Raw genomic sequence first — 26,083 nt, 5'->3', positions numbered from 1 at the left:
GTAAACCCACAACGAAAAACTAATTTACGTCAAACCAAAGTTTGGTCGTCAGTAGATCCGTTCCCTGGTTGGCTACAGCGGCTTTATAACTGGCATTATTCAAAGCTTGTTCTCCCGTCGGATACGTTAGACGAACGGGCATCTTTCCATTCAGAACACCCGCATACGCTGGTGTTAACTGCGGATAATCCAGACGACGCCATTCCGCAAAAGCTTCCTGACTTTCGCCGAACAAAGCCAGCCATTTCTGCTCGCCAATTGACTTCTTATAATTTGCCGCATTATACGCCACCGAAGGCTGAGCCAGATACGTAGTAATAGCCGTAGAAGCTACATTGTATTGCTGTAAAGATGCCGTAACAGCCTGCTGGTATAAAGTTGCCGCGTTGTCCTGAATGAGGCCACGCTGGGCGGCTTCGGCCAGGTTAAATAATACTTCGGCATAATTCAGAAATACCGCCGGAGCCGAAGGAGCTGTGAAGTAATCGCCCAGCTTTGACGTTCGGGTAAAACCTAATCGGGCGGCTGAGTCGGCGGGTAAGCCGTTCGTTACGCCTACATAACCTAGTGGTGTAGCATCTACCGTGCGGTTTACGTAAATGCTCAGTCGAGGGTCGTTCAACTGCAATAGCTTATCAACGATGCTTTTACTCACCCGGTAATCATCCCGCGTTTCCCGATCCCGGCTCACGGGGTTTTGGTTCGGAGAAGTCAGATACGTGAACTTCGCGTTTTCGTCATTACTGGCAATCAAGTCACTTTTCGCTAAGCCTGCAATAACCGTCCGGGCTGCCGTAGCATCCCGATCCGCCAGACGCAGGGCAATCCGCAGACGCAGGGAATTTGCAAATTTCTTCCAGCGAGTCATGTTACCATTATACACCACATCCCCCGAAATCGTATTCGCTCCGCTAACGTCAATCAACGAAATGGCTTTCTGTAAATCATTCAATAAGCCAGCGTACACGTCTTTCTGAGCATCGTATTTCGGCGTCAGGTAGTCGTTAATATTCAAAGCCTGGCTGTAAGGAATATCTCCGTATAAATCCGTTAGCATCTGAAATGACCATGACTTCATGATGATACCAACGGCCTGATAATTCGGATTATTTGCCCGTTCTCCCAGCTTGATGACCTCCGCAAAGTCATTGATCCCCTGGGTATACGTATTTGTCCAGATGTTCTGAATATTTGTTGGACTCGTCGTATATTTATCTACGTCAGTATACTGAATCTTCGCCCAATATTGTACAAACAGCGTCGTCGTTTCCATCGAAGCATCCGAACCCATTACTAAATCGGCACTGGATTTCAGGGCATTCGTTAACAGGTAGTCGGGCTGAGCCACCGTGGCTTCGTTGGGATTTCGATTAATATCTTCCAGTTCCTTCTGGCAGGCCGTTAACCCCGCTACCAGCGTCAGCGGAAGGATCAGTTTCGTGAAACTCTTGATTTTCATAACAATGAATATGTTGAAGTAAGGCTGAGCTTACGTATGATTTTCCCTAGAAATTGATGTTCAGATTAACGCCGTAACTTCTCGTTGAAGGCAACTGTAATGATTCCAGCCCCTGAGCATTGCCCGTATTGAAAGCTGTTTCAGGGTCGATGTTGGGAGCATTCTTCTGGAGGAAAGCCAGGTTACGACCAATCAGCGATACCGAAGCTCCCTGCAAATGCAGACGACGCACAAAATCCTGAGGAATGGCGTACGTCAGGCGTACTTCGCGAAGCTTAATGAATGAAGCATCGAACACACTGGCCTCATTTACCCCAGCACTGTTGCTATACAGATATTTGTAATAACGCTCGGCGGGAACGATCACTTTGTTAGCCGAACCATCGGCCGCTACGCCATTGAAAATAATTCCGTCTGAATACACGCGTTCGCCACCCGGAGCCGTCGAACCCGTCACTGGAATCGGAGTAGAGGAGGTGTTATTTCCGGCGTAGTAATACGAAAGTCCACCGTGCTCAGCATCCCGACCGGGTAAGGTCGATTCCAACACACCCGTATAACGTCCGGTAGCATTGGTGGCCGAGTAAATCTGACCGCCCTGTTTGGTATCAATCAGAACACTTAGATTCCAACCTTTGTAGCTGAATGCATTGGTAATACCGCCAATCCACTTCGGCGTGAAATATCCCAGCGTTTTCTGGTTTGGATCTTTCTGAGGTAACCCATTCGCTCCTACGACCACTTCACCGCGTTCGTTACGTTGATAGGCGGTACCATATAAAGCTCCGTAACGCTGACCCACGCTGGCTAATACCCGCGTAGTACCGTTGCTACCTAATACATATTGCTTCAGTAAACCCGCTTTATCCAGCTCCACCACTTTACTTACGTTCCGTGAAAAGTTAACCGTCACATTCCATTTAAAGCCACCAGAAGTTTGTACGGGCGTGCCGCTTAACTGTACTTCAAAGCCACGATTATTGATCTTACCCGCATTGATCAACTGTTGCTTGAAACCCGTGGCCGGGCTAATATCGGCCTGCAAAATCTGATTGAAACTGTCCGTATTGTAGTAACTTACATCAAAACGAGCCCGATTTTTCAGAAACGCCATTTCCAGACCAATTTCGCTCGACTGCGTAATCTCTGGTTTCAGGTTTGGATTCAGGAATACGTCCGATACCGTCAGTAACGGATTACTTCCAAAAGGCTGATTGAAAGGATAGGTATTCACGATTTGATAAGGATCGGTATCCTTACCTACCTGGGCCCAACCTCCGCGAATTTTCGCAAATGACAGCCAATTAGTTCTGATGTTCAGGGCTTCCGTTAAGACCACACTCGCATTTACCGAAGGATAGAAATACGAGTTATTGGCCGCAGGTAACGTCGATGACCAGTCATTCCGGGCCGTTAAGTTTAAGAAGGCATAATTACGGAAACCGAGCTGAGCTGAAGCGTATAAACTATACACCCGACGACGCGTAAACTGGTTGCTCGAAACCAGCGGATCGCGTGAGTTCATCAGCGTATACAAATCGCTAACCGCCAGACGTGGAGCCTGCTGATAGTTTCGCTCGAAGAAATTACTGCGAACGTTACCACCCACCAGACCTTCCAGATCAAAATCATCGCTGAGTTTACGATTAAAATTCAGTGCAAAATCTGTGTTATTCTCGTTTACGATGTAGGCATCTTCCGCATAAGAGCCGAAAGGCGTACCATTCGTGCCATAGGAAATTTTGGATTTACGTTTATCAACGTAAAAATCATTACCCGTCCGCACCAGTGCTGAAAGCCAGTCGTTGATTTTATAAGTAACGTTCACATTTCCGAAGAAACGGTCCCGACGCTGTCCGTTGGTGTTTTCGTAAAGTAACAAATATGGGTTACTGTAATAACTGTGGTTCCAGTTAAAATCACGCTCTCCATTGGCCCGGTAATCTTTGAGTAACTCTGTATCAACCTGACGACCGAACCACAGGAATTGCAGCATTACGCTGGAACCACGTCCACCCAAAGCCGAAAGGTTATCCGATTCTGAACGAATGAAGTTCGCACTGGTATTAATGGTAAGTCGATCATTTAACCGATAGGACGCATTAACCGCGAAGTTATTCTTGGTAATATCCGTGTTTGGAATCACCCCGGTTTGACGGGTATTATTGAACGAAAAGCGGTAATCAAACTTCTCATCAGATCCCGCTACGGATACGCCTAAGTTCGTCGTATGCCCTTTCACGAAGAAGTTCTTTACGTTATCGGGGTGAGCGACGAAGGGTACTGCCTGCCCTTTCGAAAAAAACTGCGGTAATAAACGACCATCCATTTTTGGCCCCCAGCTTTCGTCGGTACCGTCATTCAGCCCGCCGCCTTTTCCGTCTTTGTACGAAAACAAACCGCCCGTTCCCTGTCCGTATACGTTCTGGTAATCAGGCAATACTAATAAACTTTCTACCGTATGACCAGCGTTCAGGGTAACTCCTAAGCCTTTTTGCTGACCACTGCGACCGATTTTAGTTTTGATCAGAATCACACCGTTAGCCGCTCGAGAACCATACAGAGCCGCCGCGTTGGGGCCTTTCAGTACGCTGATGCTTTCAATGTTATCAGGGTTAATATCCGCGATGGCATTGGCATAATCGCGGTTCGTGCCGGTGCTTCCAAACTGTGAGTTATCAACCGGAATTCCATCGACAATGAATAAGGGCTGGTTATTACCTGCAATAGACGTTTCTCCACGAATGACGATCCGGGAAGAACCCATGTTACCCTGGCTATTGGTGATGTTAACCCCGGCAATTTTACCAGATAAAGCATTGACCAGGTTAGGTTCGCGAGCCTGAGCTACGTCGTTACTTTTTAATTCCTGAACGGAATAACCCAGTGATTTTTTCTCTTTGGCAATCCCCAAAGCGGTAACCACGACTTCTTTTAAGGCCGATTCTTCTGCGTCCAGCGTAACGTTCAATACACCAGAAGCCGGTACCGCCAGTTCGACGGCTTTATAGCCAATAAATGAAAAACGAAGGGTTTCGCCCGATTGAGCAGTAACGGTATAGTTTCCTTCTGCGTTGGAAACTGTTCCGCGGGTTGTGCCTTTCACCTGCACAGTGACTCCCGTTAAAGGCTGATTATCAGCTTGCGACCGTATTGTGCCCGTTATTTGTTGGGCTAAAGCAGCCTGTACCTGTACCCATAAGAGTACTGGCAACAGCACTTTTAAAAGTTGTTGCATAAAAAGTAATAAAGTATAGAATGAAGAAAGGAGTTAATGAACGCGAAAGCTCAAAAGGCCAGTCAATTAACTAACGGTTAGTCAGACTTTTAATAACAAAGTCCCCTAACACCAGTACGAAAGAATTACTTTTTTTAGTAGACTCGATCGGGATACGGAAAGCAAAAAAGGTACACAGTAATTCATGGCTTCAAATAGACTATTATTTCTATAGACAAAATAAATATTTATTAATCTATCAAACAAGTAGATCAATAAATATTTATAAAAATTTACGATTACCTACGCAATCCATAAGTATTAAGTATCTATAAATCAATACTCTATAATTAGTTCAGATTAATTGCTGTGCAATTTTCAAAGTAATAAGCGGTAATCTATACGTATGATTTTAAGGATAAGTAATCATTCCATTTTATATTTGATTATTCTTATTTAGAAAGAGTTTAGTTTCCAGTCAGGATTGTTGTTGAAAAACGGGCCGTTTGCTACGGCGAAGCTTCAATTAAAATTCCTGACACCCAACTCATCTCAACTTTCATTCTACTGAAATCATAATCGTTTATGAGAAGACTTTTCTCTATTTCGTACACACTCTCTTCCATCAACTGGGCTACGCTGATTCTTCGCGTAGGATTTTCTCTGGCCATGCTACCGCACGGGTATCAAAAGCTGTCGAATTATGACCAGATGAGTCAAAAATTTATGAATTTCCTGGGTCTTGGAGCTCCTACGTCAGCAGCTCTGGCCATTTTTGCTGAATTTTTCTGCTCGATCTTGCTTGCTCTGGGCCTTTTTACTCGGATAGCTACTATTCCTCTGATTATTACCATGCTGGTAGCAGCTTTCATGGTCCACGGGGGTGATATTTTCGGTGAAGCAGAGATGGCCTTTCATTACCTGATTGCCTATGTTGTCATCCTGATTCTTGGCCCTGGCGATTTTAGCCTGGATAAAGTACTGAATAAGAAAATCTAGGAATCACCCGCAAAAAGCCCCTGAGTAATCATACACTCAGGGGCTTTTTGTTTGCAATGGTCGGTCATTTAAATCACAAGAAAAGTCACCTCTGCTCAAGAAAAACAGCCTCTTACCCAGACGCGATAAAGTCGCGTCTCTACTGGATCGTTGGATTGCTAGGCTTTTTCGGATTGGCAATCTTCCGCCGAGGGGGGTGTCCTCACCGACCACTAGGCTTTTTTCTCAGGATCAGACCGTGTCAATCCGTAGGTAACCCCGGCTTACATCCGGGGCTATTCAGGTTGAGCCCCTCTGGGGTTTTGGCTCCCTTTTCAATCAACTCCCCTACCTCCACCGTGGCTGGAGAGGACACCAGCCACGGTGGGAGATTGGCGTACGGGCCCTTCCAACGTTTACCCCGGATTACATCCGGGGCTACTCATGTTGAACCCCTCCGGGGTTATGATTCTCATTTACAAACCTCTTCCCTACCTTTACAGGTTTTTCTTCCCAAACTGAAAACTGAAAACTGAAAACTGAAAACTGAAAACTGAAAACTGAAAACTGAAAACTGAAAACTGAAAACACAAAACACAAAACTCAAAACTCAAAACCGCAGCGGCGGCCGCTCAAAACGCTAAACTCCGAACCCTCTAAATTCCCGATTCATCCGACTCAACTCGTCATTCGTCGGTTATGATTTTCAAATACATCTGCTGTACCTGATTTTTGTAGGGGAGTAAGGTCGGACTTCCTCTAATCTCCCAAAACTTTGAAAGCAACCCCATGGCGAATCGTTTGACATCCATCCAAAAGTGGCAGCTATCGCTGAGTCTCGCGTTAATCTATACATTAACCGTGATTTACGCGACTACGACCGACCCACTGTTAACCATGGATCGGTTCTATCATGAACTACGGTTCGCTCTTCCTTTTTTCACGATCTCTTTCGGTCTCTTCTATATTTGGCTGAGCATTACCGATTGGCTTCAGCTCAAATTTTTTAATTATTTTGGTGAAAATTACCTACTGGAATTTAAGCTTCAGCCCCAAATCATTTCGTTGCTGGTGTCGCTGGTGCTAGCCTTCCTTTTTAATTTTTTCCTCCATAAAAGTCTTCGCATCGCGATGGAAGCCATTTTTCATGTCTTCCCTCCACAAAACACACCCATGCCCAAACGTTCTGCCGAAATGTGGGCCTTGGTAGTTCGGGCAAACAACGGGCTTTCGGTGATGATTATGCTTACTGCTTTTTACCTTATCGCGGCAGTGCGGGCTACTCAGCGGGTGCAGGAAATACAGCTTCGTTCCGAGAGATTGGAAAAAGAACACGTGCAGGCTCAGTTTGCAGCTCTGAAAAATCAGGTTAATCCTCACTTTCTCTTCAATAGCCTGAGTATTCTGTCTTCAGTGGTACACATTGATGCCAACTTATCAGAGAAATTCATTGCCCAGCTCTCCAAATCGTACCGCTATATTCTGGAGCAGAAGGATAACGATTTGGTGTCTTTGAAGACCGAACTTGAGTTCATTCAGTCGTATGCTTTCTTACTGGAAATCCGTTTTCGGGAGAAGTTTAGCGTCCAGATTGACGTGCCGGAATCCGCTCAGCAACTCTATAAAATTGCTCCCTTGACCTTGCAATTACTGATTGAGAATGCCGTCAAGCATACTCGCATGTCCAGCAAAGAGCCGTTAACGGTTTCTATCAAAATTGAAAATCAGGAGTTGATCGTTGAAAATGGCTATCGCCCTCGCCTACAGCCGGAAGTATCTACCGGGTTAGGGCTAAAAAACATTACGGCTCGTTATAGCCTGCTAACAACCCACGCGGTCTGGTACGGACATATTGGAGATTCATTTGTCGTTAAAATTCCCTTATTAGCATGAACGTAGTCATTATTGAAGACGAGTATCTGACCGCTGATCGGCTGGAAAATCTCATCCATAAATACGATTCGTCGATTCAAATTATCACGAAACTTCCTTCGGTTTCAGAGGCGGTAGAGTGGTTTAGTGAAAACCCTGCTCCCGATCTGGCTTTCATGGATATTCACCTGGAAGATGGGCTGGCTTTTGCCATTTTTGATCAGATTTCGCTGAAAGTCCCGGTCATTTTTACCACGGCTTACGACGAATATACCATTCAGGCCTTTAAGGTAAACAGTGTAGATTATTTATTAAAACCTATTGATTTTGAGGAGCTAAGAGCGGCTTTGGATAAGTTTAAATCGCTACGCCAGCCCGCCCCCGATCTGAAGAACATTCTTCAACTGATTCAGAAACCCCAGGAAACGGAATATAAAACCCGCTTCATGGTGTCCATCGGTACGAAAATTCATAGTATTGAGATCAATCAGATTGCTTACTTTTTTTCAGAAGAAAAAATCACGTTTCTGGTTACCCACGACGGACAAAAGTTACCGCTGGAACTGAGTCTCGACAAACTGACACAGGTAACGGACCCGTCTCGTTTTTTTCGGGTGAATCGGCAGTTTTTGGTAGCCTTTCAATCCATTGACTCCATTCATACCTACTCAGCGGGCAAACTAAAACTGGAGTTAAAACCCGAAGCACGGGCAGAAGTATTTGTGAGCGGTGACCGCATTACTGATTTTAAGAATTGGCTGGGGCGATAAAATACCTCCATTCAAGGAATTAACCAGGCACGTCCTATCAGACAGAATAGTGTATAACAGCTATGTATGTTATAAAAGATCACTTATCAATCCATCCATAATCTGTTGATTACTTAGCAGACAAGGCCAGAAAAACAGTAGATTTTGCTAGTAATCATTCGTAACCCGAAAGCTTTTACAGCAAAGCAATTTTTCAAATTTGAAATCCCCTTACCTAATTTTTCATTCAAATTTAGGATTGGTCCACCCCATTACGATGTCACATTCAAAAGTATGAGTGTCTATCCTTATTCTGTTTCTCAAACGTCCTTCCCTGACAAACCCTATTTTCGTATACATATCAATAGCTTTCGAGTTAGACTCTCTGGCAAATAGTTCTACTCTTAGTATATCTCGTTTATAGTTAGATACAAACTCCAATAAGGTTTCAAATAGCTTTTTACCTAACCCCATACCCTGATAATCAGGATCTATCGCAATTGTGAGATCACTTAAAATGTGTTTAAATACCTTAGGTTCTGGCTTGTAACAATGAATTTCTCCAACCACCCGGTTTTCTTTCGATTGGTCTATCACCACAAATTGTAACCCATCTTCAATCGATTTCCTCGTAAAATTTTCTACGTAAGCTTGCGTTATCTCATCTTCTTCTCGAGCTAATCCTCCTTTATTTCGTGCTACATTTTTGTATAGGCTTACTATTTCCATACTATCTTCCAGACATGATTTCCTTATAATAAAGGTTAATTTTTGATCTGTCTTTGCCATAATCTGCTACGTCTTATTCGTTCAATAGACAAACACCTTTTACCGTATTTGATACTTAACAAGTATAGCGATTACTTCCAATATTTGTTACATTGAGACGTTATCGCAACTTTTTATTTTACATTCTTTTTTCATTTTTGAAAACACTATCGATGATTCTTCAAATTAATCAAGACCTTACCCTTGAGTCACTCGATAGGGTTCATAGCTCATCTATTTTTCAACTGGTAACGGAAAACAAAAACTATCTCAGTCCCTGGTTACCCTGGGTCGGCTTGGTCCGGGCTCCTTCCTTTTTTGATAACTACGCAGACGCTTCCCAGCTACGAAGCAAACACGGAGGAGAATTTGCCTTTGTTATTAAAGAAAACGATACAGTAGTCGGAAGAATCGGGATTTATAAGATTGATACACAAAACCATAGTGGAGAAATCGGGTACTGGATTGCCCCCTCCAGCCAGGGTAAGGGCCTCATTACTCAGGCTACCCAGCGTTTGTTGAAGTTCGGTTTTGAGGAGTTACCATTAAATAGAATCGAGATTAAGTGTGCGATAGGGAACACTAAAAGTCAGGCCGTTCCTGAGCGTTTAGGGTTCACCAAAGAAGGCATTTCCCGACAAGCAGAATTTCTCCACGGGCAATACGTGGATATTGTGGTTTACTCGAAGCTGAAAAGTGAATGGGTTTAACCGTAGGATGCTGGAGACGTCGCAGACGCTTTTCTCAGGATCCGCGTTGGAAACGTGGACTAACTAATCACGAACTGCCCATAATTAGCAAAACTGTTTGCTGCCCAGACGCGATGAATCGCATCTCTACCTGGTTGTTATTAGGCCTTTTCAACAAAAAAGTCCGGCGGAAAACCACCAGACTTTTTAACTATACACCTATAAAACTAATAGTTCTATTTCCAGCCACCGCCCAGTGCCCGATATAGCGACACTACTGATTGCAATTGCTGTAGCCGATCACTGACGCTACTCAATTCTGCCGACAGCAGGCTTTGCTGAGCTACCAGAACTTCGGTATAGTTGGCTGAGCTGTATTTTAATAACTCTTTCGTATAATCCACTGACTTTTGCAGGGAATTCAACTGACGACCGCGAATCATAGCACGCTCCGTAGCCGTTTGATAGGCAAATAATGCATTAGATACTTCCTGACCTGCGGTTAATAAGGTTCCCTGAAAGTTCAGCAAAGCGTTTTCCTGATCGGCCTTGGCTGTCCGTAAACGCACTTTGTTGGTTCCCCGGGCAAAAATAGGCTGAGCTATACCCGCCGCGAGGTTACCAAAGATGGATGTTGTTGAGAATAAACCGCCCAGTGAAAGAGCCGAAAGACCTCCGTTGGCTGTCAGGGTTAATGATGGATAGAAGTACGTCCGGGCTACGTTCGTTATTTCAAAGGCACTCCGATACGAATATTCCGCCGCCTGTACATCCGGACGATTACCCAGCAACTGAGCCGAAACGCCCGTATTTAACGTTTCCATGGGTACCTGAGCTTCCAGCGTGGTGCGGGTAATGGCACCGGGAGCCCGAGCCAGCAATACGCTCAATGCATTTTCAGTTTCCCGAATGGTTTGCTTCAGGGTAGGAATCGTTACTTCCGCCGCATACTGGCTGGCTTCACTTTGCACGACGGCGGCTCCGGTTACTACGGCGGCCTCTTTCAAATCCTTCATCGTCTCTACGTTCGATACCCAGATGTCCACGTTTCTCTGCGTAATGGCGAGCTGGGCATCCAGGGCCAAAAGCGAATAATAGGCGTTGGCAATGTCCGCAATTAACTGTGTCTGCACCGCACGTTTCGTAGCCTCGCTTTGCAGTAATAAAGCCAGGTTTGAACGTTTGGCACTTCTCAATTTACCCCAGGCATCTGCTTCCCAACTGGCGTTGGCATATAACTGAAACTGGCGTCTGGCAAAACCTGTCGCTGAACTGGGTACGTTAGGTACCTTAGCAAAAACCCCCGTTCCATTCCCCGTCACGTTCGGGAAAAAATTCATCCGGCTTTGGTATAGGTTTGCTTCCGCTACTTCAATCCGGGTAATTGCTGACTTTAAGTTCAGGTTATTATTCAAACCTTCCTGAATCAGGTTTTGTAACGTAGTATCGGAAAACATGTTTCGCCAGGGCATATTTGCCATGCTGGTAGTATCCGTGCCTCCGTCCCGATACAGGCCCTCTGTACTTACATTAGGCCGGTTATAATTCTGCGTTATTTTGCAGGCAGCAAGCCCTTGCAGAAGAATGAAGACCGCGAACGACTGCCACAAAAGTTTCCTATTCATATCTATTAAAATGTCAATGGTTGACCGAAAAAGCAGGTTCCTTTTTCACGTATCGCCTCGCCTGCTTTTTCATTCTTATTAACGTCCCTGACCGGCCATCAGATCCGCGTGTGATTTTTCCTCGGTTTGCAGTTGCTTGGGAGAACCGCTGATTTTTTCCTGCAAGGTCTGGAAGATGATAAACAGCACCGGGATAATAAATACCCCGAGTAAGGTACCAATTAACATCCCGCCAACGGCTCCTGTACCAATGGAACGGTTCCCCAGGGCACCCGCACCAGAAGCCAGCATCAAAGGCACCAGACCCAGAATAAAGGCAAACGAAGTCATCAAAATGGGTCGGAGACGAGCTTCGGCCCCATCCACGGCGGCCGTCACAATGTCCATCCCGTGTCGTCGGCGTTCAACGGCGTATTCTACGATCAGAATGGCATTTTTCGCCAGCAGACCAATCAACATGATGATTGTAATCTGAAGGTAAATGTTGTTATCAATGCCAAAAATGCGGGCAAAGATGAACGTTCCGGCCAGACCGACGGGCAGTGAAAGCAATACCGCCCAGGGCAGAATATAACTCTCATACTGAGCACTCAACAGGAAGTAAACGAAGGCCAGACAAAGCATAAAGATGTAAATCGTCTGTCCGCCACTCTGGATTTCTTCCCGCGTCATACCCGAGAATTCGTAGCCATAACCGGCGGGTAACTTCTCAGCCGCCACTTCCTGAATGGCTTTAATTGCATCCCCGGAACTGAAACCAGCTTTGGGCGTACCCGTGATGGAAACCGAAGTAAAGAGGTTAAATCGCGTAATTGTTTCTGGACCATAAACCCGATCCATCGTTACGAATTCCGAGATGGGAGCCATCGTTCCATTCGCATTCCGAATGTAAACGGAGTTCAGACTGGACGGGCTAGCCCGGTACGCAGGATCGGCCTGAATCATGACCCGATATTGCTTACCAAACTGGTTAAAGTTAGACGCATACACCCCACCGAAATATCCCTGCAAGGCACTCAATACTGCGTTCACCGTCAGTCCGGCTTCTTTCGTCCGGGCCACGTTTACATTCACCATGTATTGCGGGAATGTTGGGTTGAAAGTCGTGGTAGCAAACTGAATTTCAGGACGTTTCAGTAAGGCCGTCATGAAGTCTTTTTCCACTTCAAAAAGTCGGTCAATGGTTCCACCGGTTCGATCCTGTAACTGTAACTCAAAACCGTTACTGGTACCAAAACCCTGAATGGTTGGGGGCGAGAAGAATACGATTTCGGCCCCACGGATATGGCTGGTTTTGGCAAAAAGATCCCGGATTACGGCGTTAATATCCTGGTCGGGACGTTCTTTCCAGTCCTTCAAACCGATGATTACCATCCCATACGAACTCCCGTTACCACTGATGATACTCCGACCAGCCAGACGCGTCGTGAATCGAACGGCGGGCATTTCCCGGGCAATCTTATCTACTTCATTAGCAATGGCCGTTGTCCGTTCTACGGAAGAAGCAGGGGGTAAAGTGATGTTAGCAAAGATGGTTCCCTGATCTTCGTTCGGAACGAAACCGGAAGGCGTGGTGCGAAGTAACCAGACGAAAATTCCGGCAAACACCGCAATAGCACCCAGAGCCACCCATTTCTTACCGGAAAGGAAAGTGACCGAACGGGCGTATTTAGTAGTTACAGCATCAAAACCCGTGTTGAAGGCCGTATAAAACCGCTGCATGAATCCTTTTTTATGCTCTTTATCGTGCGGTTTGAGGAACATAGCACAAAGAGCCGGACTCAGCGTCAGGGCGTTAATGGCCGAAAGGATGATGGAAATCGCCAGCGTCAGACCAAACTGTTTATAAAACACCCCGGTTGAACCACTGATGAAACTTACCGGAACGAATACTGCCGCCATCACCAACGTAATCGAAACGATGGCACCACTGATTTCACTCATCGCATCAATGGATGCTTTGCGAGCGGAAGTATAGCCCTCATCCAGCTTGGCGTGCACCGCCTCTACTACTACGATGGCATCATCCACTACGATACCAATCGCCAATACTAATGCGAATAGCGTCAGCAGGTTAATCGTAAATCCGAACAGGTTCAGGAAGAAAAATGTACCGACAATCGCTACCGGCACCGCAATAGCGGGAATCAGCGTCGAACGGAAGTCCTGAAGGAAGATAAATACGACAATAAATACCAGAATAAAGGCTTCGATCAGCGTGTGAATTACTTTCTCAATCGAGGCGTCCAGGAAGTTATTGGCATTCAGCAGCTCGGCATAATGTACCCCGGGAGGGAATGACTTTTCTGCTTCCTTGATTACTTTCAGTGAGTTTTCGATTACCTCCTGAGCATTTGAACCCGCCGTTTGGTTAATCGCCAACGCTACCGATGGATACCCCTGTGACGTTGTAATACTGGCGTAACTCTGAGCACCGAGTTCAACCCGGGCGATGTCCCGTAAACGCAAGACCTGGCCGCCGGACGTTGAACGGATAATCATATTCTCAAACTGAGCCGGATCTTTCAAACGACCGGGATATTTGATAATATACTGGAAAGACTGATCGCTGCTTTCGCCAAACTGCCCCGGAGCTGCTTCCACGTTTTGTTCCGCCAGAGCCGCCGAAACGTCGTCAGGAATCAGACCGTACGTTGCCATCACATCAGGTTTCAGCCAGATCCGCATGGCGTAATCGCGTAAACCAAATGCACTGGCATCCCCTACCCCAGTTACCCGTTTGAGTTGAGGCACAATGTTAATGTTGGCGTAGTTTTGCAGGAACGTCTGTTCGTAGGCTTTGTTTTCGCTGTAAAGTGTGAAAATCAACACGTTACTACTTTGACGCTTGCTGGTAATAACCCCCGCCCGGGTTACTTCCTGAGGCAGCAAACTCGTTGCCCGCGACACCCGGTTCTGCACGTTTACTGCCGCCAGGTCAGGGTTCGTTCCTAGTTTGAAGAAGATGGTAATCGTAGCGGTACCGTCGTTGGCAGCCGTAGAAGTCATGTAAGTCATGTCTTCTACCCCGTTGATCTGCTCTTCGAGCGGTACAATCACACTACTTAATACTACACTCGCGTTAGCCCCAGTGTAGGTTGCCTGCACCTGAACCGTTGGCGGAGCAATTTCAGGATATTGAGAAACGGGTAAGGTTACCAGCCCCAATATCCCCAGCATGACAATAATGATGGATATAACGGTGGATAATACCGGCCGTTCAATAAATCTCTTAAGCATAAAAATGTTGATTTTGGGCTTGTTAGCCAGGGAATCCCTTTACCTCCTAACCTACTGAGCGTTGGCAGTGGTGTCTGCCTTCACTGCTCCCGGTTTAATTTCCATGTCATCCCGGAGAGCCGTAATTCCTTCTACTACGATCTTGTCGCCCGCTTTCACTCCTTGCGTAACAATGAATGACTTCCCGTCGGTGGTTGGTTTCACCTGAATCTCCACGCTCTTTACTTTGTTACCCTCCGCTACCAGATAGGCCAAACGTTTACCCTGTAACTCGTAAGTAGCTTTCTGAGGAATAATCAAGGCGTTTTCAATGTGGGAAGTAACCCGAACCTGACCCGTGCTCCCACTCCGTAGAAAACCATCTGTATTAGGGAACGTTGCCCGGAAATTGGCCGAACCCGTTTCAGTACTGATCAAACCACTGGCCGTTTCTACGCGACCTGGCTTTGAGTATACCGAACCATCGGAAAGCACAAGTGACACACTAGGTAAAGTCGCCAGTTTCTGCTGAAGCGTGTTGCCTTTGGTATCCCGGAAAAAATCAAGTAATTGTTTTTCGTTAAGCGAGAAATAAGCGTAAACGTTACCAATGTTGGCTACGGTCGTTAAGGGCGTTGTGGTAGACTGACTTACCAGACTTCCTAACTTCAGGGGCAACAGACCAATTACGCCATCGACAGGGCTGGTTACTCGCGTGTAGCCAAGGTTAATTCTAGCATTAGCGAGTGTAGCTTTTGCCTGAGCCAGTGCAGCCTGTCTGGATTGAAGGGTATACTCCGCCGATTCCAGTTCGTAATGGCTGATGATATCTTTTTCTACCAGCGGCTTTACTTTATTTACCTGCATCTGAGCGGCGTTTACGTCAGCTTCGGCAATTTTGATGCTGGCCTGAGCCGTACGCAAATCTTGTTCATATTGGGGAGCACTGATTTGAAACAGCACCTGACCTTTCCGAACTAATGCTCCTTCATCTACGAAAATACGTTCAATATATCCGTCAATTCTGGGACGAATTTCTACGTTCTCCTGGCCTTGCAAGGTGGCCGGATAATCTGTATAAATATCCGTGGCACGAGCCTCAATGGTCATGACCGGGTATTCTTTAGGAGCGGCTGGCTGTTGAGCCGCTTGCTGTTTTTCATCTTTTTTCCCACAGGAAAAAGCAAAAATCAACATAAACAGACCAATGCCTGCGGCAATCCTACGGTTTGCAAATGGCGATCGAAATGGGATAAAATGCATTACTCTTCGGCTATTAAACTTGTATTATTCTGTGACTTACAACCGAGCGTCTTTAAAATTTGTTTCGCCAGGTCGGCTAAAACTAGTTTTCACTGATTTCAGCGTTCAAATAAAAAAACAAAATCTGTCGAGATTCTGACGGATTTTGCCGCTTCTCGACAGATTTTGCTTACTTATTAATTTTCAGGAGACTATAATTTTATTATCCCCAACTAATACGGATGCAATGCTGCAAATGCCGATATTCATAAACACAGGAAAACTCCAGCGTTTCGCAAATGGCCTCGACAATAGCCAGTCCCAGACCCAGTCGGCCATCATCGGTAGATTTTGTATGATATCTGGAAAAAATGTCTTCCCCCATAGGTTCGTTGACTACGCCTGTATTACTGATTTCGAAGCCCTGTTTCTGATGGGTAATTGAAATTTTCCCTTCATTCACATTATGCTGAACGGCATTTCGGATCAGGTTATCAACCATGATTCGCACCAGTTCTTCATTGGAGGAGATTCGGTTTTGGATGCCGTTGTTGTGCTGGACTTCGAGGTTTCTGTATTCAATTAACTCTTCATAAGTTTCCAGACTCTCGCTGATGATGTCATTGACCTCCAGCTCCGTTTTGGCAATTTTTCCGGCATACTGAATGCTGCGAATGCGGGAAAGCAGGTTCAATCCTTTATGAATGCCCGAAAGCCGGACGATGGTTTTCTTAATGTCCAGTAATTCTTTTCTTTCTTCGGATTTCAGCTCAGTTTGCTTCAAAATCAATTCTACCTTAGCCAGCAATATGCTTAGCGGCGTTTGCAGTTCGTGGGCCGTATTTTCGGTAAATTCCCGTAGCTCATTATAAGCAGATTGCGTTTTATTCGTAAAATCAAGCACGGCCTGATTGAATAATTCAAACTCGCGAACGCTGGTTTTCTGTAAAAGCAGAGGTTCTTTATTGCGAATATTATAGGACTTGATCCGGCGTAAATTATTATAAAACGGTCGCCAGAGGTTATACGAAACGCGATTCAGGTTGATCTGAAAAAAGGCCCAGTTCAGAATAAAAAACAGCACTAAGCTAAAGACCACCGCAAAAATTACGGCCTCACTCTCTGGCCCTCCCGGCTCATTCATGGTTACTTCCGTAACCGTTACTTCATACAATCGGTTTTTGACCGGAACAGTGCGGATGTATTCTTTTATCCGTTTATTATTCAGGTGTTGATTCAGCGAAAAAATCGTCCAGAAATTAAACGAACTGTTTACGTCTTCCAGGTCGTAAAACTGATAGGTAAAGTAGGAATACGGCTTGGCATCCGGGGGTAATAACTGATACGCAACGCCATCCCGAATGGGCAGTTTCCCGGTTTTCTTAACCACAGAAGCAATTTCTTCGACCTGATTTTTAAATCGAATTCGATAAAAAACCCGGTAATAAACATCGATAACGTAGTTATTAAACAAGATGGTTAATACCAGCAGAATGGGTAAGGCTACGATGTAAACCTTTTTGATTTTCGTGATAAAACGCTTGCTATACTGACTGGTTGCCATCTGCTTTCTTTAAGGTATAACCCATTCCGTACATTGTGACGATACTGACTTCGCAGCCTTCTTTCTTCAGTTTTTGCCGGAGATTTTTGATGTGGGTATAAATGAAATCGAATGAATCAACCATGTCGATATTATCCTTTAATACATAGTCCGACAGCGATTCTTTGGAAACCGTGCGGTTTTTGTTCATCAGTAAGTAATACAGAATCCGAAGCTGGCTGTGGGTTAATTTCAATTCCTGCCCATTGACTTTCACCTGGTTATTCATCAGATCGTAGGACAGGTTATAGTACATCATTTCCTCTTCTTCCTGCGGATGCCGACGACGAATGATGCTTCGAATTCGGGCGATTAATTCATCCAGATGAAAGGGTTTCACGAGGTAATCATCCGCCCCCAGATTGAGTCCTTTGAGTTTATCATCAAGACTGTTACGCACCGAAATAATGAGCACGCCGGGGTGCGAATCCATGCTCTGAATATCGGCGAAGAGGTCGAAGCCCAGGCCACCGGGCAGGTTGATATCCAGGACGACTACGTCATAAATCTTATCCGTCAGTTTTTCGCGGGCCTCCAAGAAGGACAAAGCCGTTTCGCAGGAAAAACCTTCCTGAACCAAAGCCGAGCGAATGCTGTCGGAAAGCAACTTTTCGTCCTCAACCAGTAAAATTTTCATAATCATTCAATTTCTAAAGGACGAAGTAAAAAAACAATTCTGTCTAAATTCTGTCAGTTTGATTTTCGGTTTTTAGTTGGCTGTTTTCAATGATTCTGTGAAGCCGCTTCCGCCGTGGTCGGTGTTCTCATGCAACACATTCTTTTACAATCGGCTGGTGAGACACCAGCCGTGGCGTGAAAAGATAGGGGAACGCCTTTTAACCCAGACGCGATCAATGGATTGCCCCCGAAAAGTTAGACAATAATTGAAAGGAGCAATGGGAAAGAAAAAGAAGTATAGTTATGCCTTTAAAAAAGCAGCGGTAGAAGGGGCTAAGTCGAGTAACGCATCGATTCACGCCCTAGCCCGAGCTTCCACCGTGGTTGGTGTCCTCACCAAACACTTCTTTCTGACAATCAGCTGGTGAGACACCTGCCGGGGCGGAGGTCTTCACCAACCTACGCTCTTTCGGATTTACAATTCCTAGTTCCAGCCATCTTCGATTTTCCGCCGTGGTTGGTGTCTTCACCAACCACATCCCTACAATTGGCTGGTGAAGACACCAGCCAGGGAGTGAAGACGTCCATCCATTCAGATCAGAGTGAATGGTAAACCATTCGGGTAGCTAAAGGTAAAAAGGATAGAATGGTAACCTTATCAGAAGGCCTTTTAGGCTTCTTCGAAAGTATTACCGTACCTATCAACCCAAAGAATGGCTTTTGAAGGACAATATGGGAACCAACCCTATAGTACTCGAAGTTTGCAACAGATTTTTCATCGAGCGAAGACAATAGCTGCAATTCGACAAGGGTCACCTTTCACAGTCTTAGGCATAGCTATGCGACCCATCTACACGAAAGAGAAACTGATATTAAGCTCATTCAGGAGTTATTGGGTCACAACAACTTAAAGACAACCCTACCATATACCGACGTGAGCCGTCGCTCTTTAGAATAAGTCAAAAGCCCTTTTAATGATTTAAGCATAAAACAGATCAAGGAATAATAGGCATATAAGACTGCCCCCCTAAGGGTAGTAATTATCTATATCGGGATAAACAATAAATTCAAAAATCAAGACAAAAACTTGCGTATATTTGGGAGTTAGCAGTAATCGTAAAACGACCCGATGACGAAAGAAGGTTTTCAAAAATTATGGACTTTAAATTACCCAGACACTGTACCGATTTCGTATCTGTTTAAACACGACTATTCTGAAAGATGGTTTAGAATTCATAATTTACCCAATTCTAAACGTTATGCAGAAGACGAAAGCGAATGGCAAATTCTACTTTCACGACAAAACGAAATAATTACAGATTTATTTGGGCTTGAAACGCCAATTTTAATTGTAGCAGGAGAATATAATTGTGGCGACAACAGACAAATACACATTACTGACGAAGAAGACATATTCAAACCGTTTTCTTTTGTACGGCTTGACAATATTGAATTGAATAAAATCGACTCTGAAGAATATGACGAGCCAGACATTTACAGACCTGCCTTTGCACTGACAATTTGGAAACCAAAGTATCATGACAACCTTTTAAGAGAAATCACCAATGACAATATCAGGGCGTTCTTCATTTCGTTTGACAAGAATGTAATTGTTGCACCGTATGATGGTGGCGTTGACTTTATCCTTAAAGATATTACAACAAAAGAGAATTATAAGAACAAGTATAGACAATGGCTATCAGAACGAGAAGATGGACTTTAAAAATGAAATAAAAATAACTACTCTACTGCCAACAAGGTATGGTCAAAAGCGAGGCTGAACGGCTTCGATTGGGCATTTGTGCCAAGTTCAACATTCGTTCTTCGATTCTACTTTTGTACTAAAAATCCCCGCCTTCGGGAATATTTAAACCGTTACCTACTATTATAGAGCGACATATTTCAAATGACAATGGAATTATTTGACAAAATATTTAAACGAAAAACAAATACCAAAATGAATGAAGAAAATTTGCCTTCATTTTGGGAAGACGATTATTGTCAAATTGAAATAGTTCCAAGAAAGAATATTGAAAATACTATAAACCCAATTAAACATAGGCGATTTCACTGAAAAGACAAGAACTGAATATGGGGTTACTGACATTTTTATAAGAGAAGACTTACCTTTTCCAACGGTAAATAAAGAATTAAGAATTGACTTTTTTGAAAATTTTCTAACGGAAAAAAGATTTGAAAAAGCTAAACAAATTCATTATGATGGATATACGATAATTAGCTGTTCTTCTACTACTTTTAATGCGTTCAGTTTACCTTGCTTCAATTTTTTTTACGACTGCAAAGACGAGTTTGTAAAAAATATTTGGATTTCTACTTCTCTAATTACTTCAGCAGATTGGTTTAGCAAAATTGAAGAAGCACTTTACGAATTAGGTGAAAGTTGTGAAATGGTTCTGATTAATTGGAACAGTTCTGAATTAATAGACTTAACAGACAAAATCCAAATTAAAGACTATTTAATGAACTATTGGAAATAATGATTAGCGATAAACAACTACGCTCTTTCGGATTTATAATCCCTAAAGCAACGCTAACCGCCTCTTACCCAGACGCGATGAAGTCGCGTATCTACCTAAAATGCTTGATTGGTATGCTTTTCCGGATTGGCAATCATTCGCCCAGGTTTCCACCGTGGTTGGTGTCCTCACCAAACACTATGCTTTATATGAATGGCTGGTGAAGACACCAGCCAGGGCAGGAGATTAGCGTATGGGCCCGTCCAACGTTTACCCCAAATTGACATCCGGGGCTATCCAGCCTGGGGCTATTCAGGTTCAACCCCTCCGGGGTTATATCTCCCATTTCAAAACGTCTTCTCTATCTTTACGGGTTTTCTCTTTTCCAAACCCCAAACCCCAAACCCCAAACCCCAAACCCCAAACCCCAAACCCCAAACCCCAAACCCCAAACCCCAAACCCCAAACCCCAAACCCCAAACCCCAAACCCCAAACCCCAAACCCCAAACCCCAAACCCCAAACCCCAAACCCCAAACCCCAAACCCCAAACCCCAAACCCCAAACCCCAAACCCCAAACCGCAGCGGCGGCCGCTCCAAACCCAAAACCCGTCATTCGTCGCTAGTTATTGGGCACTCGGTAAGTTTCATTTCGTCAGTATCCGGCTTCGTGGCACCTTTGTATCGTTCTATTTCCCGTACGACAAAAGCGATGAAACGATACTATATTTCTTCAATCTTACTTTCGGCTCTGCTTGGACTTGCCAGTTTCAGTCAGAGTTCCGCTCAGGTGGTGACACCAGCCCCTGATTCGTTGAAAACCACTGCTCAGGATTCGGCACAAACGGCAACACCCGCTCCACTAGTTGCGACAAACCCTACGGTAACGGGTTCTCTCGTAGATTCTACTTCTGGTAAACCCGTTGAATTCGCCAGCATCGCTCTGTATAACAGACAAACCAATCAACTTATTACCGGAACTGTAGCCGATGGCAAAGGCCAGTTTGCCATTGGTAACGTTACTCCCGGACGGTATCGCTTAGAAGTAACCTTTGTAGGCTACGAAAGCAAACGGATTGACCCAGTTACCGTAAGCGGTCCGCTGGCACTGGGAGTTATCAGGTTAAAATCTGATTCGAAGACTTTACAGGAAGTAACCGTTACCGGGCAAAAAGCTCTGATTGAAGAGAAGGTAGACCGTCTCGTTTATAACGCTGAAAAAGATATTACTTCCAAAGGTGGCGATGCTTCCGACATTCTGCGGAAAGTCCCTATGCTATCCGTCGATCTGGATGGTAATGTTTCAATGCGGGGAAGTAGTAACATTCGGGTGTTGATTAACAATAAGCCTTCCACCATCGTGGCTGGTAGCGTAGCCGACGCTCTCAAGCAAATTCCTTCCGACGAAATTGCTACGGTGGAAGTGATTACTTCTCCCTCCGCCAAATATGATGCCGAAGGCTCTGGCGGGATTATTAACATCATTACCAAGAAAAATAACCTTCAGGGCTTTAACCTGAACCTCGATACGGGCGTGGGTAACCGGGGCTCCATGCTGGGTTTACGTGGGAATTACCGGACGGGCAAAATGGGCTTTACACTCGGTGGTTTTGGTCGGGCAGAATATAATGTAAAAACCCGCTCTTCGTTGGATCAGACTAGCATCATTGATAATAATTCAATCCTTACCCGTCAGACGGGTGATGGTATGAACCGGGGGTTAATGGGCCGTTATAGTCTGGGTTGGGATTTTGATATCTCGAAAAACCAGAGCCTTTCGGCGGGCATTAATTACGGCGTTCGCAACCGAACGACTGACCAGGATTATATGACTCAAATCTTTACCAACGGTGTAGCAGGAACCGTAAAGAATCGAGACGTAACTTCTAAAAATAACTCCGGCACGATTGATATGAACCTGGATTACATCCATACGTTCAAGCCTCAACAGGAATGGAGTATTTCTGCTCTGTATAGCCGTAATGACCTGATTAATAACTTCGATGCTAATTTATTAAATGTCAATGAATTAACGGGTCGTCAACGAAACCTGAACGATAACCTGAACCAGGAGTTTACTCTGCAAACGGATTACCAGACGCCAATTAAGAAAAATCAGATGCTGGAATTTGGGTTGAAAGGCATCATGCGGAAGGTGAACAGTAACTATGAATACCTCCTGGCGGGCCCAACGGGTGGTTATTATCAACAGGAAAATAATCCCTCTGGCTTCCTTGATTATAGTCAGAATATCGCTGCTGGTTACGCTTCTTACACGTATACGACAAAAAATAAAATCACGATTAAAGCGGGTACCCGTTTCGAGCATACCGTCATTGATGCTCAATCGAATACCAGTTCCAGCATTGCCATTCCCAACTACAATAACTTCGTACCGAGTTTAAATCTTTCGAAAATGCTGAAAGATAACTCGATGATTAAACTGGCTTACAACCGCCGGATTCAGCGTCCAGGTATTCAGCAGTTGAACCCTAACTTCAACGCAGCAAACCCCCAGAATATCACGATGGGTAACCCTTTGCTCCGTCCGGAATTAACGGATAACGTGGAGTTAGCTTTAAGTAAAACCATTCACAAAGCTTACATTAATGCAGCTCTGTTTGGACGGGTAACGAACAACTCCATTACCCAGGTTCGGACGCCACTGGATACACTTGCCGGTGCCATCCTGACGACGTATCAGAATATTGGTTCGGAACACGCTGCCGGAATCAACCTTTTCGCCAAATACGACGTGAGCTCCAGCTTCAGCTTTGACTTATTCACTAATACGTTCTATACTCAACTGAAAGGCACTACCACAGGCGTAGACGGATTATCCCTTGACGTGAAGAATTCAGGAGTTAACTTCGACGTGGGAGGTCGTATTCAGAGTACCTTCAAAAATGGCTGGGGCCTACAGGCCTTCGGGATGATGAAAGGTCCTCAGGTACAGCTACAAGGTCGAATGGCTGGTTTTGGATTTTACTCTTTAGGTGTGAAAAAAGACTTCGCGAACAAGAAAGGAAGTATTGGTATTGCAGCCGAGAACTTCCTGACCTCCAACATTCGGATGCGTACGGAACTTACATCGCCTCAGTTTACTCAGGTTAGCGATATGTACATGTACAATCGTGGCGTTCGCTTAACCTTCAGTTATAAAATTGGAAAAATGAATATCCAGGCTCCCCGTAAGAAAACGAAGTCGATTCAAAACGATGACATTAAAAGTGACGGCGGTGGTGCCGACATGAACAATACTCAGGGCTCAGGCAGTAGCGGAGCAGCTCCTGCGGGCGGTGCTCCCGCGGGTAACAAACCTCCCGTTTCTACCCCTAAACGATAGTCGTTTTTTTATACATAGAGTTTGACGTCAAACGCCTCCGGCTGTGCTGGGGGCGTTTACTGTTGGTACTAAGTTCTGGGAAAGTAATACCTTATCTACCTGGCATTTAGTAGGTCAGAGCGTTTTTTTTCTTACTACTTTTCTGTCATTCAGAGCGAACGAAGAATCTCATACGACTTTGCGAACTTATAGCGGTCATAAGGAAAATTTACTAACCTTGGCACTATCTCATTCGACAGAAGCTCTCTCCCTTCGGTCGAGATGACAGGCCAGGGGGTGTTACTTTCCTTTTTACCTGTCCATTGATTCTTCCACTATCATTCAACCCTGCCAAAGACTGTTCTCTGAGTTTAATCTGATAGCTTCCTAAATTCATAGATTACTAGTCTATACATAAAAAACTTCCCCAAAGTTTTAAAACTTTGGGGAAGCTAACGGAGATGAAAACATCAATTCTGATGGTCATCACTCACTACTTCATAATCTTCAATCGACTCTGTACCGAAACATTCCAGACGTCAAGTTCACCTTCCAGTTTCCGAACTAACTCTTCGGGAAATTTATTTTCTTTGATTAACTCGACCATTTGATTTCGCTGGAAGTTGATCACCTCCAGTTCTCCAAAAATATACTTTTTGAATTTCTCCCGTTTTTCTTTCAGCGAAGGTTCTACGCCATCCGTCGGAATGGACCCGTATAAATAACGAATTTGCTGTTCAAAACGATTCCGTAGTCCAGCACCAATTTCCTCCTGATCAATGAGTTTTGGCAGCTCCTGCTCAATAAATTGGATGGACGAGCGAGCCATATACAGACGAAGTTTTCGCTCCAGAGCAGCTTCCTTATCAGGGTCTTCACTGACTTTCAGTCGCTTCACAAAATAAGGCAAGGTAAGTCCCTGTAAAACGAGCGTTACCAGAATTACGATGAAGGTAATGAAGAGGATAATATTCCGATTGGGAAAGGGCTCCCCATTTGCCAGGGTTAACGGCAAAGCCAGGGCCGTTGCTAGAGAAACCACGCCCCGCATGCCAGCCCAGCCAATGATGAATAACTCGCCCTTGCTTTGCTTGGCTCCGTTTCGATAACCAAACTCAAAGGGAAATTTGGCGATAACAAACAGCCAGGCCATACGAATAAAAATGGCCGCAGCACTTACTAATAAGCCATAAAGAATCAGGGTACCTAGCGATTGATTGGGAATGTCTTGTAAAATCCAGGGGAGCTGTAGCCCAATTAAAATGAAAACGAATCCATTGAGCAGAAAGCCCAGCAATTCCCAGAAGTTATTACTCAGAATACGTCCCTGAAAAGAGAACACTTCCGACGAACGCCAAGAAACAAACAAGCCCGTCGCCACAACAGATAATACGCCTGATACCTTAATGTGTTCGGCAAAAAGGTAGGATACAAAGGGAATCATGATGTTCAGGCTGGCCTCAACTGTGGCGTTGCCCTGTACTTTCCGAAAAACCCAGACGAAGGCGTAACCAATGGCCAAACCGGCCAGAACGCCACCAATGGCTAGTATAAAAAACTGAATACTGGCCTGCCAGAGCACGAAGGTTCCACTAGCAACAGCTACCACGGCATATCTATACGCAATTAGGGCAGACGCGTCGTTTACCAGACTTTCGCCTTCCAGAATTGTTGTAGTTCGGCGAGGTAATCCTAATCCCTTGGTGGCACTGGTAGCGGCTACCGCATCGGGTGGCGAGACGATGGCTCCGAGCACAAAAGCCAGCGGCCAGCTAAAGCCGGGAATGCAGTAATGAGCCACAACGGCAATAACCGAGGTTGTTAAAAAAACTAACCCGATGGCTAATCTGGAAACGGGTTTTCGGTGGGTTTTCAGTTCCTGCCAGGAAATTTTCCAGCTGGCTTCGTATAGTAAAGGTGGCAGGAAGATTAGAAAGACGACGTCCGGCTCAAGGCGAACGTTAGGCAAACTAGGTGTAATTCCGACTAATAGTCCACCAATAACCAGCACAATTGGGTAAGGGACTTTCAGTTTGGGAGCCAGAGCTGACAGACCCGCCAGGATAGCCATTAAGATTAAGATAGGTTCAAGTATCTCCATGGAAACAAAAGGTAATCTGAAGGTATAAACTATTGGAAGGCTATTTATACAAGACCTGTCGTCACCTGAAAGTTCCGCATGTTTTTTACTTTACTACTTTTTATTGTGGTCTAAAGAAACAGACCTAAATGCTGGCAGAGT

The 26,083-nt window shown here is 44.9% G+C and carries 15 protein-coding genes and 1 pseudogene; 7 read left to right on the top strand and 9 right to left on the bottom strand.

The window, feature by feature from the left end; all coding sequences use genetic code 11:
• Positions 1–19 precede the first annotated feature (19 nt).
• Both QE390_RS12935 and QE390_RS12930 read right to left on the bottom strand, forming a co-directional pair.
• Entirely contained in the window at positions 20–1,459 is a 1,440-nt protein-coding gene (locus tag QE390_RS12935) for a SusD/RagB family nutrient-binding outer membrane lipoprotein (RefSeq protein ID WP_106636370.1), read from the bottom strand.
• 46 nt (positions 1,460–1,505) lie between these two features.
• Positions 1,506–4,697 carry a SusC/RagA family TonB-linked outer membrane protein gene (locus QE390_RS12930; protein WP_307142431.1) on the bottom strand — a complete coding sequence of 1,064 codons (3,192 nt, stop codon included), beginning with the start codon at positions 4,695–4,697 and terminating at the stop codon, positions 1,506–1,508.
• Between the two features lie 564 nt (positions 4,698–5,261).
• On the opposite strand from QE390_RS12930, the gene QE390_RS12925 reads away from it, so the two are divergent.
• The 3 genes from QE390_RS12925 (at position 5,262) to QE390_RS12915 (ending at position 8,296) form a co-directional block, all read left to right on the top strand.
• Positions 5,262–5,675, top strand: coding sequence for a DoxX family protein (locus QE390_RS12925; protein WP_307142430.1), 414 nt, complete (start codon positions 5,262–5,264; stop codon positions 5,673–5,675).
• Between the two features lie 768 nt (positions 5,676–6,443).
• Positions 6,444–7,547, top strand: coding sequence for a sensor histidine kinase (locus tag QE390_RS12920; protein WP_106636366.1), 1,104 nt, complete (start codon positions 6,444–6,446; stop codon positions 7,545–7,547).
• Entirely contained in the window at positions 7,544–8,296 is a 753-nt protein-coding gene (locus QE390_RS12915) for a LytTR family DNA-binding domain-containing protein (RefSeq protein ID WP_106636365.1), read from the top strand. The genes QE390_RS12920 and QE390_RS12915 overlap by 4 nt, the downstream gene beginning before the upstream one ends.
• A gap of 222 nt (positions 8,297–8,518) precedes the next feature.
• Here the strand turns inward: QE390_RS12915 and QE390_RS12910 are convergent, their stop codons facing one another.
• Positions 8,519–9,064, bottom strand: a complete 546-nt coding sequence (locus tag QE390_RS12910) for a GNAT family N-acetyltransferase (RefSeq protein WP_307142429.1) — start codon at positions 9,062–9,064, stop codon at positions 8,519–8,521.
• Between the two features lie 152 nt (positions 9,065–9,216).
• Between QE390_RS12910 and QE390_RS12905 the strand changes: the two genes are divergently transcribed.
• Positions 9,217–9,753: a GNAT family N-acetyltransferase gene (locus tag QE390_RS12905; protein ID WP_106636363.1), complete on the top strand. Its 537-nt coding sequence runs from the start codon at positions 9,217–9,219 to the stop codon at positions 9,751–9,753.
• A gap of 215 nt (positions 9,754–9,968) precedes the next feature.
• Here the strand turns inward: QE390_RS12905 and QE390_RS12900 are convergent, their stop codons facing one another.
• The 5 genes from QE390_RS12900 to QE390_RS12880 all read right to left on the bottom strand — a co-directional run bounded on the left by QE390_RS12900 (position 9,969) and on the right by QE390_RS12880 (position 18,058).
• Positions 9,969–11,357: an efflux transporter outer membrane subunit gene (locus QE390_RS12900; protein ID WP_307142428.1), complete on the bottom strand. Its 1,389-nt coding sequence runs from the start codon at positions 11,355–11,357 to the stop codon at positions 9,969–9,971.
• 78 nt (positions 11,358–11,435) lie between these two features.
• Complete coding sequence (locus QE390_RS12895; RefSeq protein ID WP_307142427.1) at positions 11,436–14,597, bottom strand: efflux RND transporter permease subunit; 3,162 nt, start codon at positions 14,595–14,597, stop codon at positions 11,436–11,438.
• 51 nt (positions 14,598–14,648) lie between these two features.
• Entirely contained in the window at positions 14,649–15,839 is a 1,191-nt protein-coding gene (locus QE390_RS12890; RefSeq protein ID WP_307142426.1) for an efflux RND transporter periplasmic adaptor subunit, read from the bottom strand.
• Between the two features lie 202 nt (positions 15,840–16,041).
• Positions 16,042–17,382, bottom strand: coding sequence for a HAMP domain-containing sensor histidine kinase (locus tag QE390_RS12885; RefSeq protein WP_307142425.1), 1,341 nt, complete (start codon positions 17,380–17,382; stop codon positions 16,042–16,044).
• Positions 17,363–18,058, bottom strand: a complete 696-nt coding sequence (locus QE390_RS12880; protein WP_198555206.1) for a response regulator transcription factor — start codon at positions 18,056–18,058, stop codon at positions 17,363–17,365. Before QE390_RS12880 ends, QE390_RS12885 begins: the two co-directional genes overlap by 20 nt.
• A 759-nt stretch (positions 18,059–18,817) precedes the next feature.
• Between QE390_RS12880 and QE390_RS24765 the strand changes: the two are divergent.
• The 3 genes and pseudogenes from QE390_RS24765 to QE390_RS12870 form a co-directional block, all read left to right on the top strand.
• Positions 18,818–18,997, top strand: a pseudogene (locus QE390_RS24765) (tyrosine-type recombinase/integrase); the annotation flags it as partial.
• A gap of 171 nt (positions 18,998–19,168) precedes the next feature.
• Positions 19,169–19,762 carry a hypothetical protein gene (locus tag QE390_RS12875; RefSeq protein ID WP_307142424.1) on the top strand — a complete coding sequence of 198 codons (594 nt, stop codon included), beginning with the start codon at positions 19,169–19,171 and terminating at the stop codon, positions 19,760–19,762.
• Positions 19,763–21,228: 1,466 nt separating this feature from the next.
• Positions 21,229–23,862 carry a TonB-dependent receptor domain-containing protein gene (locus tag QE390_RS12870; RefSeq protein ID WP_373424560.1) on the top strand — a complete coding sequence of 878 codons (2,634 nt, stop codon included), beginning with the start codon at positions 21,229–21,231 and terminating at the stop codon, positions 23,860–23,862.
• A gap of 472 nt (positions 23,863–24,334) precedes the next feature.
• On the opposite strand, the gene QE390_RS12865 is transcribed toward QE390_RS12870, so the two are convergent.
• Positions 24,335–25,942: a Na+/H+ antiporter gene (locus QE390_RS12865; protein WP_106636352.1), complete on the bottom strand. Its 1,608-nt coding sequence runs from the start codon at positions 25,940–25,942 to the stop codon at positions 24,335–24,337.
• Positions 25,943–26,083: the final 141 nt, after the last annotated feature.

This window comes from Siphonobacter sp. SORGH_AS_1065 (assembly GCF_030818595.1).
Classification (GTDB): Bacteria; Bacteroidota; Bacteroidia; order Cytophagales; family Spirosomataceae; genus Siphonobacter.
This window is presented reverse-complemented; position numbering and strand designations above follow the sequence as displayed.